The organism is Candidatus Acidulodesulfobacterium ferriphilum (assembly GCA_004195035.1).
Lineage (GTDB): Bacteria > SZUA-79 > SZUA-79 > Acidulodesulfobacterales > Acidulodesulfobacteraceae > Acidulodesulfobacterium > Acidulodesulfobacterium ferriphilum.
Genome location: SGBD01000004.1, coordinates 55237 through 71462 on the forward strand (window position 1 = coordinate 55237; position 16226 = coordinate 71462).

Sequence of the window (16226 nt, forward strand, 5' to 3'; positions counted from 1 at the left end):
AGCTTACCTTACTTATAAGCGTAAGCCTTTTGTAGGAAATTATTTATGGCCGATATTTGAGCATCTGCCATCTTTTTTTTACCGGCATTTTCCTCATTGATCAGAGATTGCAACCTTTTAATGCTATCCGCAAGGCTATCGTCGAGAGGATTTTCCTTTAACAGGTCTATGTAAATATTAAGAGCATCTTTGTAATGCCCCTGAGACTCGTAAAGCTCGGCAAATGTCTTTGTTTTTAATTCCGTTGCCATAATATATAATTTTTAACATATAACTGTTACATCAGTCAAGTAAAATAAATAAAAAATAAATAAAAATTTGGCAGATAAAAATTTTATAACTCCTCTATAACCGCCTTTTTAATATTCCGAATCTTTAATAGACTTTTAATCTTGCCTTCCCCGTTGTCTTTTACATAAAAAGTATCGAATGCCTTATTACCCTGCGTCGTTATCTTTGAAACAAAAATATTTATGTCGAACCTGTTAAAAATCCTTCCGATGTCGTATAACAAACCCTTTCTGTCCAATGCCTGAATTTCTATTACGGTAAATTCATCGCTCAGATTATTATAAATCTCGACCGAGTTAGAAACATGCGGAGCGCTCTTTTTAAACAACCCTTCATTTTGCCTCTTTTTCTTGAACATATCTTGCAGCAATTCCTTGCCGTTAAAAACATTAAAAAAGGTATTCCTTAACTTATGCCAATCTATTTTTCCGTCAACCTTCTTATAAATATGGTTTACAAAAAAAGTATCTATAAATTTTCCATCCCTTCTTGTATTAATATCCGCACTCATTATGTTAAAATCGAAATAAGAAAGCACGCCAGTTATATCCGAAAAAATTGTTTTTTTATCCTCTCCGCAAATAACTATTTCATAATAATCCTCTTCTATATGCGCTTTTGCCATAAAATTAAATCTATGCTTACCGGTGATTTTAGAAAATAGTTTTAAATGAAGAAGTATATTTTCCGGGCTTTCCCTCATTAAATATCTGGTAGCCGAATAAAATTTACCGATATAGTCATTGATGAAACCCTTTAGATTGCCTGTGGTTATACTTTTAAGGAAGTTATAGCCCCTCTTTCCGGCAAATTGCGATACATATTCATATATCCTGTCTATGTAATATAAATCGCCTCTGAAGTATTCCTCCGAGTTCTTCAAAAACATTAAAGTCCTGTCGTAAAGTTCCACCAAAAGCATCTTTCTCCATGAATTAAACCTTGTTTTGGAAACGGCCATCGAATCGCAAAGGCTGACTATAAATAAAAATTGTAAATGCCTCATGTCTTTAACGGTATATGAAATAGATTTAATTGTTGCCGGATCGTGTATGTCTCTTCTTTCGGATGTCAGCGGAAGCAAAAAGTGATTTAATATTAAGAAATTTACAAAATTTTGCGATTCTTCGTCAAAACCCAGCCTTTTTGCCGCCTTTACGGCAATTTTAGAGCCCACCTGCTCATGATGGGCGGAATACCCCTTTCCGATGTCGTGAAGAAGGAGAGAGAAATTTAAAATAAGCAGGTCGTCGCCTTTTAAATGTTCGAATGTTTCCCTTAAATCTTTATTGATTCTTAAATTTACCATATCTTCGAGATAACGAATCCCGTTGAGCGAATGGGCGTCAACAGTATAAACATGATAAACATCGTTTGTCGAAAGCGAATCTATTTTTTCGAATTCAGGTATTAACGCGCTTAAAATTTTCGTTTCATGCATAAGCAAAAGAGTTTGATAAACCCTTTTTTTCTTTTTTAAAAGATTAATAAAAAAACTTTTTGAATAGTCATCGTTTTTTATTAACTTTCTATGAGCAGAGCAAGCCATTTTCAGCAGGTTTATAGATTCGATATCAAGCCTTTCGCCGGTTATCTGATAAGCATCTAACAGCCTGAAAATATTTTTAACATCCGTTAAAAATATCTTTCTATCCCTTATGCAAATTAAACCGTTTTCAAAATACAGGTTATTGCCGAGATTGACGCTTTTTTCAACATTTAGATTGTAAAGCTGTCTTGACTTTTGAACTAAAACCTCCGGCTTTATCAAAAAATTTATTATAAGTCTTGAAATAATATGTATATTCTTGGCATTTATGTAGTAATCATGCATAAAATATTCAATCTTATTTAAAAACTTGCCGTCTTTATAATAAAAAGCATGGGAAAGCTTTTCCTGAATATCGAATGTAAGCCTGTCTAACTTTTTTTGAGCTATTAAATGCATCATAACCCTGACCTTTAATATAAATTCTTTTCCGCTATAAAGATTTATAATATCCCCCGCATTTAAAGAACTGTCTAACTGCATAAGCTTAAATGTTTCGCTTATTATCTCTTCCCCGTTCCCCCCGCCGCGGGCGGCGCGCACGCCGCCATGCCTGTCGTTGTTATTGCCGCCCTTATCGTTATCCAGACTCCCGCTGCCGTTAAATAAAATTTCATTTTCATAGTTTATTATATTTGGATTGTTATGCAGAAAATTAAGCGGAGCAAAGGGTTTTTTTGCAATATAATAAACCCACTCGCAAAACGAGTAATCCCTTAGCCCTCCTATTCCTTCTTTAACATCCGGTTCAAGAAGGAATATATCATTGTCAACCATTACATTAATTAACCTTCTCCTCCTTAAGCTTTTCATAAGTTCGACTAAAAAGACGGAACAAGCGTCTATCTTCTTAAACTCGTTTTTAAACCCGTCGTATAATTCCTTATTGCCAGCTATATATCTGGCATTTATAAACGATGTATATGTATTAAAATCGGTTTTCATTAAACCTATCGCTTCTTTAACGGTTCTAACGCTTTGAGCCAAATCGACGGATGCGTCCCAAAAGAGGTAAAAAAAATCCTTAAGTCTTTTCGAAACATCCTCCTGAGCAAGCCCGTCCCGCGTAATTACCATAATATCGACATCGGAGTAAGGGCATAGTTCGAGGTTGGAATAACTGCCCCCTGCTATGAGACAAAAGTCGTTTTGCGTTTTAATATCGGGAAATGCCTCTATAATGAGGGAATCGAAGAAAAGGGATATTCTTTTTGTCGTGTGAAAGGAGGAAAAATTAAGCAGGTCGTCCTTTAAGGATTTATACTCTAATGCAATTTTTTCTTTTAAGTCTTTCGGCGTCAAGTTTAACCTCGGTCATTCCCCGCTTTTCATTTATTCCTCGGATGAAACTTGGAATGCTGCGCTTTTAAATGCGATATGTCCGTATGGGTATATATTTCGGTTGTGGATATGCTTGAATGGCCCAGCATCTGCTGAATGGACCTTAAATCCGCCCCGCCCTCTAAAAGGTGTGTGGCAAATGTATGTCTTAACATATGGGGCGTAATGTTTTTATCTATGCCTGCGAGGAGCGCCGCCTTTTTAATTATTTTCCATAATCCCTGCCTCGTAAACGGAAGCCCGTTTTTTGCGATAAACATATAACTTTTGCCCGATTTTTCATATCGCCGCCTTAACGGCAGATAGGTCTTTAAAGCCTCTTTGACCGGGGTGCCGAACGGAACGATTCTTTCTTTAGAACCCTTGCCCCGCACCCTTATAAAATTCAAGTCAAAATTGAAGTTTTCAAGTTTTACTCCCGCCAGCTCGGAAATTCTTAAGCCGCTTGAGTATAAAAGCTCTAAAATAACTTTATTCCTTATATTTTCAAAATTTGTACCCTCTTTTGCTTTATTCCCGCCGTTTTTACCATTTTTAAAATCGACATTTAAAATCCGGCTGATTTCATCTTTCGTAAGAAACTCGGGCAGTTTTTTGGCAACAAAAGGATATTCTATATCCTTAAACGGAAATTCGCTTATTATACGGCACTTAAATAAAAACTTATAAAATCCTTTTATCGAGGAATAAAACCTTGCCCTTGTCTTTCCGTTTAGCCCTGCCTGCGCCAGATAACCTAAAAAATCCTGAAAAAATAAGGGTGGTAATGTCTTAAAATCAACTTTCTTACTCATTACATATTTATGGAATTTCATTAAATCGAGATAATACGATGAAACGGTATTGGCGCTTAACCCTCTTTCTATCTTTAAAAACGAAATATATTCCCCTGTAAAACCTTCAAGTTCGTCCTTTTTCCGGCCTGTTCCATTTTCACCGTTTTTACCAGCTTCTTTATTATCATCACCATCCGTTTTTTTCATTTTTCCGTTCCCGGTTTTAATGGTTTCTTTATTTTTTACAAAATTTTCTTTAAAAATTCATGGATATAATCAAAATCCAGTTCTTTAAAAACAAACCCGCCGATCTCTTTTACGAGAACAAATTTGATTAACCTGCTCTCCACCTTTTTATCGAGTTTCATTGCGTTAATATACTCTGCCGGAGTAAAGTTTGGAATTTTAGCGGGGAGACCCGAATTTTTAATAAGCGTTTTAATCCTGTTTAAGGTTTCGCCCGTGCAAAAACCCAAATCCTCAGAAACCATAGAAGCAAATATCATTCCTATAGCGATTGCCTCGCCGTGTTTAACGGTTTCGTAGTTATAAAGCGTTTCAACGGCATGTCCGAGACTGTGTCCAAAATTTAGCACCGACCTTAGTCCCGCCTCCTTTTCGTCTTTATTAACAATATCTGCTTTGATAGCGCATGACCTGCGGATAATGCGCGTCAAAGCGTCTTTATCCCGTGAAAGGATTTTTTCGTAATTATTTTCAAGGTATATAAAAAATTCCTCGTCTAAAACGGCGCCGTATTTGATAACCTCGGCAAAGCCGTTTTTAAGCTCGCGCTCAGGAAGGGTGTCGAGGAGATTAACATCTATAATTACGCATTTCGGCTGGTAAAATGCCCCGATAAGGTTTTTGCCGCCCGGATGGTCTATGCCGGTTTTTCCGCCCACGCTTGAATCGACATCCGCGAGCAGAGTGGTGGGAATTTGAATAAAATTTATCCCGCGCAAGTATGTTGCCGCGGCGTACCCTGCAATGTCCCCGATAACGCCGCCGCCGAAAGCGATTATAAATTCCCCTCTTTCGAACCTGTTTTTAATAAGTTCATCATAAATATAGGAAAGATACTTAATGCTTTTTGTGCTTTCGCCGTCTGGCAATACCAGGACAACCGGTTCGATACCGGCATTTTTTAGGAAATTTTTAAAAAGTCTTTCGTATAAGCCGTTAACGGTTTCCGTAGTTATAACGCATGCCCGGCCTTTTAACCCTGCCTGTTTAATAACATCTATAACTTCGCCGCCGGCTTCCGCGTTGACAATCCCAGAACCTATTAAAATGTCATAACTGTCGTCTTTGGCTGAACTGCTTAAATCTACCCTTATTTTCATCGTTTATAATGCCTTATCCCGCCTGCCGCCATGCCAAACTCTACCCTGCCCTTTATAGATTTAACCTTTTCGACCTTCTTTATCGACATATTTTTTAATACTATACAATTACGCATATATTGTATGTATAATTTTAATATCATTTTCGTGCCAATGTCAATAAATAAACATAAATCCAAAATCGACCCTTGCGCGATTTTTTTTCAAGTTCATCGAGGTTCGGTCCTTCATTTAAGGGATTTTTTTTAGGTAAAATCAATTATAAAGAAGTATTCATCCCTGCCCTCTTTTATGGTATAATTAAACAAGTCGGGCGCTAAGAGCCGGATAACGGAAATGCGTGCCCTTCCGTTTATAATTATACGGTCAAATAACAATGAACAGATGGAAAGATTGGTACAACCAGGGTAAAAGAGATTTTCAAAAAGCAAAACTCGATTACGATTATAAATATTACGAGTGGTGCTGTTTTACATCTCAGCAGGGAGCCGAAAAAACTATTAAATCGCTTGGGCTTAAAAATGGCGTAAACCTATGGGGACATTCCCTCACTGAAATGATAAATATACTTTCGGATAAATCATCGCGTACTAAGATAGAATTTCCTTTAAATATTAAAGATAGCGCTAAAATATTGGATATGTTTTATATACCTTCAAGATATCCCGACGGATTTTCTACGGGAAAACCTGAGGATTACTTTTCGGAAAAACAGGCCATGGAGGCTATCAATGCGGCGAACGATATCATCAAATTCTGTGAAAGCATTTTACTTCAATCATGAAATCGTTTTAGATAAATTAAAAGAAATATCGAAAGAAGCCTTGAATGTTTTTCCCGAAATAATCGAAGTCAGATTAATAGGTTCTTTTGCCAAAAACGAGGAATCGGGGTTAAGCGATATCGATTTATTTATAATTACAAAGTCAAGCGAAAAGAATCCGTTAGAACGGGTAAGACCTTATTATATGTGGTTTGCCGAAAAAATCGGAATATCTCTCGATTTAATTGCGGCAACCGAACAGGAACTGCGATTAAGCGATAATTTGAGAAAGATGATTGAAAATAGCATATTATTAAGTTAAAATAATTTTCAAAATATATATCGTCTGGTGTCTGGTATTCCAAGGACTGATGAAACCTTTCGGGGATACGGACATACTTGCCGTTCCAATTTAGCTAATTTAGCTTATAACCATTTTTTTATATTCCAAAATTAAATCTTTTTGAATTTTACCTATATCTTCGGCGCTAAGACCCGATGTTCTTACGGTTATCTCTGCGCTTCCGCCCTTGCCCTTATAAAAGCCGAGCATCTCGTCGGGGTCTTTTGTAAAAAAGATATCATAATGATTATCTTTTTTATCCATGTAATCTCTTACCCTCGTTCCTTTATACGGAAAATAAACCGTGATGTCAAAATCGTTGGTAATTTCCTTTCCGAATTTATTTGTGAATCTGTTAGACATAAGTACATCCAAAAATCTCCTTGTCTGCTTTATCGTGGACATATCTTCGCCGGGTAAACCCAAAATTATAAAGGCTTTCACCTTAATCTTATATTTGTTGCATATCTCTATAAACTTAATATTATCTTCGACTTTGGTTCTTTTATCTATCACATCCAGTATCTTTTGCGAACCGGACTCTGCGCCGAAACCTATTTCAATGCAGCCTGATTCCGATAACATTTTCGCCATCCCTTCATCCATGCTCCTTGCATGCCCGAAACATCTATAAAATATATCATGTTTTGTTATAACGGGAAAAAGATCCATTACCCTTTTTTTAGATATGGCAAATATGTCGTCAAAGAACATTACTCCTTTAAATCCTGCGCTTAAAACATCTTTTATCTGCATATTTATATTAGATGGGTTATATAATCTTACCTTGCTTCCCGCATCTTCGCAAAATGCGCATTTCATCGGACAGCCCTTGGCTGTAAGAATTGTAGATGTGTTAACCCCCTGTATGTCGAAGTTATATTGCTTTAAAAATTCAGGTTCCCTATACGGCACGGGAAGGGCGTTCATTTCTTCCTCGCTTATGGGGATATTTAATATTCTTTCCGGGGCTTTACCTTCCATAACGGCTTTAAGAGCAAACTCACCGTCTCCGACTATTATGTAATCGAAGGGTTCTTTTATGCAATCGTCGATATAATACTTGGCATGCGGTCCGCCTATTATGACGGTTTTGTCTTTAAATTCAGACTTTATAGCATGCAATATTTTATATGCCTCGACCTTTTGGGGCGTCATGCACGATATGGCAAAATGGGTATATTCGGAGTATTTTTCTATATTATCTATATCGAAGTCGTTTTCTATTGCCGAATCAATTCCCGAAGGCGGCATATAGGCCTGAAGGGACATGATGCCGATGGGGGGCATAACCCTGTCAGAATCTAAAAAAGGGTCGTGAAGCGAGATTAAAAGCAGCTTTCTATCAGCCTGCATAAAAACCCTCTAAATTTTCCATTTTAAAATTATAATTAAATTATAAAATAATAAAAAAGGGGCCGGTATCCTTTTCCGAAATTATAAAGATAAGCAAAATATTTACATTTATGATTATTTGGACGAAAATGTTCCGCTTCTAACTGCAATGCACAAGAAACGGATTAAAACTTATAACCTGCTGGATTATAATATTTGCGGTTAAGAATTATTTGCAATGCTGCTGGGCATGAAGGCAAACTGCATCGGTAGCAGGTTTATAAGTAGTTATTTCGTCTTTAGCGGTTTTTAAATAATTAATTTTTCGATTCAGTTTGTTATGAACTATCGGCAATGGCTATTATAGCTATTTTTTCTGTCACGGTTATATATTATTTTCAACATATTTATGAATAACCGACCTTATCAAGACCTGATAAGGAATTCCTTCTTTAAGGGCAATCGCTTTTATCTTTTCTACGTCTCTATTTAAAAGCCTTATATTTATTATTTTCTTTTCGGAATAAAAATTGTTTTTAAAAATTTTTTTAATCCTATCCTTTTCTTTTTTTACGCCGGGTACAGATTTAAAATTACCTTTTTCCAACTCGGCGAATAAACCGAGTTCAGCATCGGTATCGTTAAATTTAGTCGTTTTTTCCATTTTTCAAATCCCCTTCATTATTTAAATATATTTTGGTGAGTTTTCTGCTTGGATAAATAGTTTTAAGGAATATTTCATTATCGTTTTCAATAAATGGACATAAATATATATAACTATCTATTTCAACTACTAAAACTTTCTGATCTATATATTTTTCGTTATTCTGTATAATATCAATTAATTTATCGTGTTCTGCGATTGTAACGATTATTTCTTCAAAAGATATATTTCTTTCCGATTTCAGCCATTCATTTTTATCGCTGCTCCAGTTTACTATTTTTTCCGGCAGATTCATCTTTTCGTCTAATTTAGTTTATGTATATATTATATATCTAATACGCTACAATTTCAATGATTAAAATCTAAAATGATTAAAATCTAAAAATTTTAATAGGACATTTTTTTATCTAATTAAAAAATTTGCCTCGACTTTGTATGCCGTTTTAAAGATTTTTATCCTACATTTTTTCTTCATACGTTCCGATTTGTTTACTGCATAATTCGTAAACGTCTTCATATCGGCAACGTTTAGGCATGATTGATGCTTTTATTGATAAATATAATAATCACAGGCTGCATTCATCTTTGGGCCACAAACCGCCTCTAAAAGTCTATAACCAATATTTTGAAAAGGCGGCATGAATGAAAGGGGTTAATGCAGGGGGCGCGTCCCCGTTATTCTATCAGTCCTTCAAGTCTGCTTCTAAATTTTTTCCATTCTTCCGAGCTTCCCTGATACATTTTTTTGCGGACCTGCGCAAAGCTGGCGGTTCTCACTGCCCGTTTGTTTTTTTCAAATTCCATGCACCCATTTTCCCAGTTGAGTCCGCAATAATCAAGGAGTTTTTTTGTTTCTTCCTTCTGATTTTGGGTAAGTTTTTCGTAGTTAAGGTTATATATGCGACCCGGAAATAGCTCTTGCCAAAATTCCATAAGATCTTTATAAATTTGGTAATATCGATATATATCTTTTAAATCATAAGCAAACCCCGCTCCCGTTCCCGAAAAAAGCTGCTTGAAATTAGACCAGCATACCGCTTCAGGATTTCTAACGACATGTACTATTTTAATATCGGGTTGCGAAAGCATAATAAAACCCAGCCAACGAAAATTAAGCGGCATTTTATCGGTAAAATATTTTTTACCGTTTTCCGTTAATTTATCTATTTCGTCGAGATAGCCGGCCGTTATAAGCCTGCACCTTTCTTCTATGGAGCAAGACTCTTTTGCTTTAAGGAAATATTTTTTTACAAGCCTGTCCAAAGCATCTAATTCGCCGCCTCCAAATACTTCCGAATGCGAAGCAAGAATCTGTTCCACTAAGCTGGTCCCGGATCTCGGCATTCCGACTATCATTATAGGTTTTACTTTCTTTAACGGAATTTGTTCGGTTTTAGGAACTTTACGGAACAAAGATTTAATATTTTTAAAAAGCGATATGTCCTGTTCAATGTTATAATGAAGCTTTTTTTTCATAAGTCTATTGCCTTCCGCGTAAAAGTCGAAAGCCCTGTCGATTTTATTTAAGTCTTCGCAGGCTTTGGCAAGGGCAAAACATACTTCGATTTTATCGGAATCGTTTTTGTGGCTTTCATAAAGATAATTAAGGGTTTCTAATTGCGGATCATTTTTAGTAAAAGTCTTTATCTGGGCTAAGTTTCTATGGCACGCAACAAAATCGGGTTTAATGGATAACGCTTTTATATATAATTCTTTAGCTTCTTCTATTTTTCCTATGTCATTTAAAAGATTGCCCATATTATTATAGCTTTCCGCATAATTTGGATTTAATTCTATTGCGCGTCTAAAGCAGGCTTCGGCTTCGGTTATGTTTCCGGCATCTTGCAAAACAATTGCAAGGTTATTATAGCTTTCCGCAAAATCGGGTTTTATTTCTATAGCCCGCCTGTAACAGTTTGCGGCTTCATCATTCTTACCCTGATATTTCAAGACGACTCCAAGGTTTAAATGAGCTTCGGCATAATCCGGCTTCATCTCGATAACTTTTCTGTAAATAATTTCTGCTTCTTTATATGCGGAAAGTTCGGTCAGGACTATTCCTAAATTCATTTGAGTTTCAATATCTTCAGGCATTAACTCTAAGGATTTTTTAAGCGGTATAATTGCTTCCGAAAATCTTTTCATTATTTTTAAAGATAAGCCGAGCGACTTCCATGCAATATAATTATCGGGGAATGATTTAGTCATCAAAATCGACAGTCTTTCAGCTTCTAAAAAGTTTCCGCTGTTGAATGCATTTAATAATGCATTCAATTCTATTCGTGAATTTGAAGCATTTATAGCATATGACGAAAGATTTGATTTATTTTTTGTATCCATAAATTACTATATCGGAAATTTTTGTCATCTTATTTCTTGCCAAGGAACAGAATGGTATAATTTTTTTGGCATTAAACTTATTGGCATATATTTTTAATCATATAATGGTTTTATCTTTTAAGAATTATTTTAAGATGGTCTTAAGTTATCTATTCAAATAATCCTTAATCCTATCCGCTCATTACACAATGGGCGGAATATTAATTGTATATTCTAAACTTTTGGGGTATTATTTATATACTTTTAAGCATAATTAATTAATCACCTATGATTAAATATGTAAATTTAAATAATACTTATAAATTCTGTTTTATTTTTCATTATTTTCAAGAAATAAACGCAGGTTTAATATATCTTGTTGAGATTTAGAATAAGCCATTAATATTTTATCTAAAGCATCTTGAAGCTCTTTTATCTCAGTTTTACTTTTAATTAATTCAGACTTTAAAATATTAATTAAAGTATCTTTCTCTTTAACAGTAGTTCTAAAATTATATATAGCAATTGAATGGTTCATCTTTCTAAATCTCATTGCATGATCGATTATGAAAGAACAATTATAAGTATCTAAATAAAAACCATGCCTTGCAAAACTATCAATCCAATAAGATAAAGGTTGAACATTTATATGCGTCTTTTCTGAAAAATCATCGGGAGTTGAAGAAAAAATAACATCATCGGTACTTTTACAAATATTTTCAATGGCTTTCTGCGAATCTTGTTCAGTTAAATGCTCTAAAACTTCAATGCAAGTAATTAAATCGTACCAACTATCAAACTTTTCATTTGCCGGAGAAACTTTACAATATTTTTTTATATCTTGTCTAACCTCATTTATAGCGTATTCTGAAATATCAATGCCGAAAGCTTCTCCTCCTCTATCTCTAAAGGATTCGACCAAAAACCCCTTAGCACATCCAACATCCAAAATAGACTTAGGTTTTAGATCTTTTAAAATTTTATCAGCTATATTTCCAAAAAACCAGAGCCAGTGAGGATTAGATCTATCATAAGCAATAGGTCCTAAGCCAGTGTTATAATTGTTATAATAATTTTCATCATAAATAGATTGCAAATCCATATTTTGTCAATCCCTTTACTTAAAATTTATTAATTATTATGAATAAAAAAATTTATAAAAATAAAATTTGAATTAATTTTTAAACTTTAAAAAATCTTTTCGGTATTCCGTAAATTATTGCAATAAACATTCGAATGCGTAAACTTATTAAGTCTGTTTTGAACATATTTTTTCCATTCATCGCTCGTTTTTCAAGAACTGATTTCCATCGTTCGTAAAGATTTTTTTAATTTCTCATCTAATATGTTTTTATTCCCATAGGAATAGTCCACTGAATAATGCAATATTATCGACATATTGGAATTTATAATTTCAATTAATTTTTCCGGCAATTTTATTCCAAATAAACTATCAGACTCATGGCTTAAATTAATATTGTAAGCAAAATCCCGTTCAAGTAATCGTCCCCATTTATCTTTTAAATAATCCATTTCTTTTTTAAGTCTCAGTTTCTTTTCTTCCGTATCTTCATATCCTCTGATTTTAGATTCATAATTATATAAAACCGAATAAGGGGTATATACGTTAAAATATCCAAATTGCATTAATTTAATGCAAAAATCTATATCATTATAAGCTATCGGCAAATTCTCGTCCATACCGCCTGTTTTCATATACAATTCTTTTTTTAAAGCCATACATGCTCCCGTAACGGCTGAATAATTCTGTAATAAGTTCGCTCTTCCAGCATAACCGGTATCGTCTCCATGAAGTCGCGAAAATACATGCATAGGTCTATATTGCTCAACCACGACCCCCGCATGTTGAATAGTATCGTCGGGATACAAAAGCTTGGCTCCAACAACCCCTACTTCGGGGCGCAACGCATGAGAGACGAGTTCTCTTAGCCAGTCGTCGTTGATTACTTTCATATCGTGGTTTAAGATTACAAGAATTTCGCCATCAGCATATTTAACTGCAAAATTGATAATTTTAGAATAATTAAAAGGCTTATTGTAATATATAACATTAATTTTTTCATGCTCATTTAATAATTTTAGATATTCCAATGTTTGCATATCATCGCTATTATTAATCAATATAATCTCAAAATTTTTATATGAAGTTTTTTCAAATATGCTTTTAATAAGGTCTTTAAGATATTGATATCCGTTATGCGTGATAATTATTATGCTCACTAAATGGCCGCCTTCGATATCGTAAATAACGCGGTTCCAAATAGGCATCAAAGGCGCTTCGACCACTTTAGCTTTTATATTCATTCTGCCAAAATGGTCTTGAATTGCTTTTCTTGCGGCTGATACCGCATATAATTTATTTCCTATATTTACAGCCGTTGAACCTTCCCCCATTCCCCAGTGGTATAAAACCCTTGGAATATGCCTGATTTCGCCGTATTTTATTTTGTCTATAAAACGAAGCGCCAAGTCGTAATCCTGCGAGCCTTCATAGCCTTCTCTAAAGCCGCCTATTTCGTCGACAATCGATTTTTTAAAAACACCTAAATGGCTTATCATATTTTGCGATAAAAATAAATCAGGATTATAGTCGCATTTAAAATAAGGCGAAACCCTGCTGCCGTCATAATATATCTTATCTTCATCACTGTAAATCAATTTTGCCTCAGGATATTCGTTTATTTCCTTTACCGCAAAAAATAATGCGAATTCGGAAAGTTCGTCGTCATGGTCAAGCAATGTTATGTAATCTCCCGTTGCCAGTGAAAGCGCGCTGTTAGAAGCTTTTGATATATGACCGTTTTCGGTTCTGTATATAACTTTAATTCTTTCATCTTTTTCTTTGTAATATTTTAAAATTTCCTTTACGTGAATTTCCGTCGAAGCATCGTCGGCAATACACAGTTCCCAATTTGGATAAGTCTGGTTAATTACGGATTTGATCGCCTTAATCAAATATTCTCTGTCTGTATTATATGCAGGCATAATAATGCTGATTTTAGGTTCATATTCAAATTTAAAAAACCTTTGTTTTTCAAGCTCGACTTGAGAAGGCTCATTATATTTAATCCATACTTGATAAATTTCATTTTGGTCTAACGATATTTTTAAGTCTTTATTATTTTTAACGATATTATCCAGAATTGCCTGATAGGAAAAAAGCGTTTTATCCTTTTTCTCAAGGATTATCCTAAAGTCTTTTTTGGATTCCGATAAATCCAAAGCCTGTTTTATCTCAATTTTTTTTTTATGAACTTTTAAATTATATTTATTTATTTCTAAAATTTCTCCGCACAACTTTAACGCTTCTTCGTATTGCGTATTTGATGTAAGATTATCTATTTTATCCTCTGCCGCTTTAATTTTATTTAGCGGAATAATATATTTCGAAACATCGTCTTTAGATTTATTATTGATAAATAAGTTATCCATTTCTGTAAAAATATAATTGTCTCTTTTATATTTAAATTTCCATTTATCCATAAAACGATTAATATTGTCTATATCGTGCTTTTTCCTGCCGGGCGTCTTTTCCTCAAAATGAAAGATAATACTTTTGGGATTAAATATTAATTTATAACCTGATTCACGAAGTTTTAAACACAAATCGACGTCTTCAAATCCGTTGACATAACCTTCGTCAAACCCCCCGACCGCCTCGAATATATTTTTTTTAACCATCAGGCATGCCGCTGTAAGCGCATTAAAACTTCTTAAATATATTGCATTTTTAATATCTGATTCCTTGCATCCGGATATATCCATTCCGGAATATGCGTTATACGGAACTAAACGTTCCTCAAACATTATTCCCGCCTGCTGAATTTTTTTGTCGGGATATAAAAGCAGGGAGCCTGTGGCGGCTATATTTAAAGATTTTGCCTTATCCGCGTTTATAGAATAATAAAGTTCGTCTATAGCCCCCTTAGAAACAACCGTATCGTTATTTAAAAACAGTATATTCCCTGAATTGGAAATTTTTGCTCCAAGATTAGACGCTTTTGCAAATCCTAAATTTTCTTTGTTTGAAATAAACTGAAAATTCTTTAAATCTTGAAAATTTTTAAAATATTCCTTAGTTTCGTCAATTGAACCGTTGTCTATTATAATTATTTCAAAATCTAAAAGAGGGTGGTTTTTAAATATCGAAAAAACGCATTGCTTAGTATAATTAAAATTATTATATGCCGGTATAACGATAGATACGTCAAAACTTTCGGCTTTATGTTTCCTTTTATAATTATCAGTGCCTAAATCGGCATTATAAGACGGAACATAAAGGGCGTCGGCAAGAAAATAATTAAACCCGCCGCCTGCATAAAAAGACGAAAGTTGTAAAAGCAGAGATTTGTCTTTCATTGTTAAATCGTTAAAATCATCTCCTATAATAAGCGTTTTAAAGTCAACCCTGGTAATATAAGGAAAATCGATTTTGAACTTTTCTAAAACAATTTCTTTATTTTTGATATCTATAAAAGCATTATCTATAACCAGAAAAAAATCATCTACAGCAATGCCGTGTTCATCCATGAAGGCACGGACATTAGCCAAATTTTCCTGTGAATAAAATAAATCGGCTTTCCGGCTGTTAAGGTTCTTAAGTTCATAATTTATATGCGGAAACGGATTAAAATCGTCTATATAAACAGCATAATCTATATTTACAGAAGGCGGCTCAGAAGAACAGTATTTTAAGTAAATATTTTCGTCGAAAAATTTCCAGTCGTCGGAAACAAGATACAAATCCCAATTATTGTATTTATTATGCAAGTCTCTAATTAAAACAGTGCTTTCAAGTAATTTTTCAGGTTGTTTTAAATCGATGTTTATTAAAACTTTTTTAGGTTGTTTAGATAAGTCCGTTAAACCGGTTTTTTTAGAATAAATCTTTATTTTGCCATATTCGTATTCTACCGGAGACGTTGCCGGAAAAACATTTATAAAACCGGCATATTCTATGTATCCTTTTAAAAGATATTCGGAAAGAATGTTTCCTGTATATTCCATATAAAACGACGATCCATGGGATAAGATTCTGAAAGCCTCGAAAAATAATTTTTCTAATTCATCGTAAGTAAAATCGTCCGTTATTCCATTTATTGAAAATGCCTTGATAGAAGAATCTGGCATATTTTTCAGTATATCGTTTAACTCATTAAACTCTTTTTTAGTTTTCACGTTTAAATCAATAGCCGTATTAAAAGTGCTTATTTCCGAACCTGCAGCTTTTATCTTATTAAAATCGTGAAATTTTTTTACGGCAATTTCTATATGGTCGGAACTTTCTTTTAATATAAAAATCGACAAACCGCATTTCTCAATTTTTTCTTCTAATAAAGGTAAAAAAATATAATCTTTGGGAACGGCAAATTTAAAAAAATCTGCTGTTTCCAGCTCTTTTATAATTAAGGATACGGATTCGTTAATTGCTTTGTCGCCAAAAATATTAAATATTTTGAGTTTTATATTTTCCATATT

Annotated in this window: 13 protein-coding genes; 3 read left to right on the top strand and 10 right to left on the bottom strand. The window is 34.0% G+C overall.

All coding sequences use genetic code 11. The features are described 5' to 3' along the window. Positions 1-8: 8 nt before the first annotated feature. The 4 genes from EVJ47_07335 to EVJ47_07350 all read right to left on the bottom strand — a co-directional run bounded on the left by EVJ47_07335 (position 9) and on the right by EVJ47_07350 (position 5303). On the bottom strand, positions 9-251 hold the full coding sequence (locus EVJ47_07335) for a hypothetical protein (protein RZD14039.1): 243 nt from the start codon (positions 249-251) through the stop codon (positions 9-11). Between the two features lie 83 nt (positions 252-334). Then, on the bottom strand, positions 335-3142 hold the full coding sequence (locus EVJ47_07340; GenBank protein ID RZD14040.1) for an HD domain-containing protein: 2808 nt from the start codon (positions 3140-3142) through the stop codon (positions 335-337). Between the two features lie 26 nt (positions 3143-3168). Beyond that, the gene (locus EVJ47_07345) at positions 3169-4164 is read right to left on the bottom strand and encodes a tyrosine recombinase XerD (protein ID RZD14041.1); all 996 of its coding nucleotides are present in this window, start codon (positions 4162-4164) and stop codon (positions 3169-3171) included. Between the two features lie 35 nt (positions 4165-4199). Continuing rightward, positions 4200-5303 (bottom strand): 3-dehydroquinate synthase, encoded by a 1104-nt coding sequence (locus tag EVJ47_07350; protein ID RZD14042.1) that lies wholly within the window; start codon positions 5301-5303, stop codon positions 4200-4202. 376 nt (positions 5304-5679) lie between these two features. Between EVJ47_07350 and EVJ47_07355 the strand changes: the two genes are divergently transcribed. Further along, complete coding sequence (locus tag EVJ47_07355; GenBank protein RZD14043.1) at positions 5680-6087, top strand: HEPN domain-containing protein; 408 nt, start codon at positions 5680-5682, stop codon at positions 6085-6087. Then, a complete protein-coding gene (locus EVJ47_07360) occupies positions 6035-6388 on the top strand; it encodes a nucleotidyltransferase domain-containing protein (GenBank protein ID RZD14044.1) in 354 nt (117 codons plus the stop codon). The genes EVJ47_07355 and EVJ47_07360 overlap by 53 nt, the downstream gene beginning before the upstream one ends. Before the next feature lie 99 nt (positions 6389-6487). Here the strand turns inward: EVJ47_07360 and EVJ47_07365 are convergent, their stop codons facing one another. From EVJ47_07365 to EVJ47_07375, 3 genes are all read right to left on the bottom strand, one after another. Continuing rightward, complete coding sequence (locus EVJ47_07365) at positions 6488-7765, bottom strand: B12-binding domain-containing radical SAM protein (GenBank protein RZD14045.1); 1278 nt, start codon at positions 7763-7765, stop codon at positions 6488-6490. A 364-nt stretch (positions 7766-8129) separates the two neighbouring features. Further along, a complete protein-coding gene (locus EVJ47_07370; GenBank protein ID RZD14046.1) occupies positions 8130-8408 on the bottom strand; it encodes a hypothetical protein in 279 nt (92 codons plus the stop codon). After that, a complete protein-coding gene (locus tag EVJ47_07375; GenBank protein RZD14047.1) occupies positions 8392-8703 on the bottom strand; it encodes a toxin in 312 nt (103 codons plus the stop codon). The genes EVJ47_07370 and EVJ47_07375 overlap by 17 nt, the downstream gene beginning before the upstream one ends. A gap of 239 nt (positions 8704-8942) precedes the next feature. On the opposite strand from EVJ47_07375, the gene EVJ47_07380 reads away from it, so the two are divergent. Further along, complete coding sequence (locus tag EVJ47_07380) at positions 8943-9050, top strand: hypothetical protein (protein RZD14048.1); 108 nt, start codon at positions 8943-8945, stop codon at positions 9048-9050. 33 nt (positions 9051-9083) lie between these two features. On the opposite strand, the gene EVJ47_07385 is transcribed toward EVJ47_07380, so the two are convergent. The 3 genes from EVJ47_07385 to EVJ47_07395 form a co-directional block, all read right to left on the bottom strand. Then, complete coding sequence (locus EVJ47_07385; GenBank protein ID RZD14049.1) at positions 9084-10748, bottom strand: tetratricopeptide repeat protein; 1665 nt, start codon at positions 10746-10748, stop codon at positions 9084-9086. 310 nt (positions 10749-11058) lie between these two features. Next, positions 11059-11829, bottom strand: coding sequence for a class I SAM-dependent methyltransferase (locus EVJ47_07390; GenBank protein ID RZD14050.1), 771 nt, complete (start codon positions 11827-11829; stop codon positions 11059-11061). 191 nt (positions 11830-12020) lie between these two features. Then, entirely contained in the window at positions 12021-16223 is a 4203-nt protein-coding gene (locus EVJ47_07395) for a glycosyltransferase (GenBank protein RZD14051.1), read from the bottom strand. Positions 16224-16226: the final 3 nt, after the last annotated feature.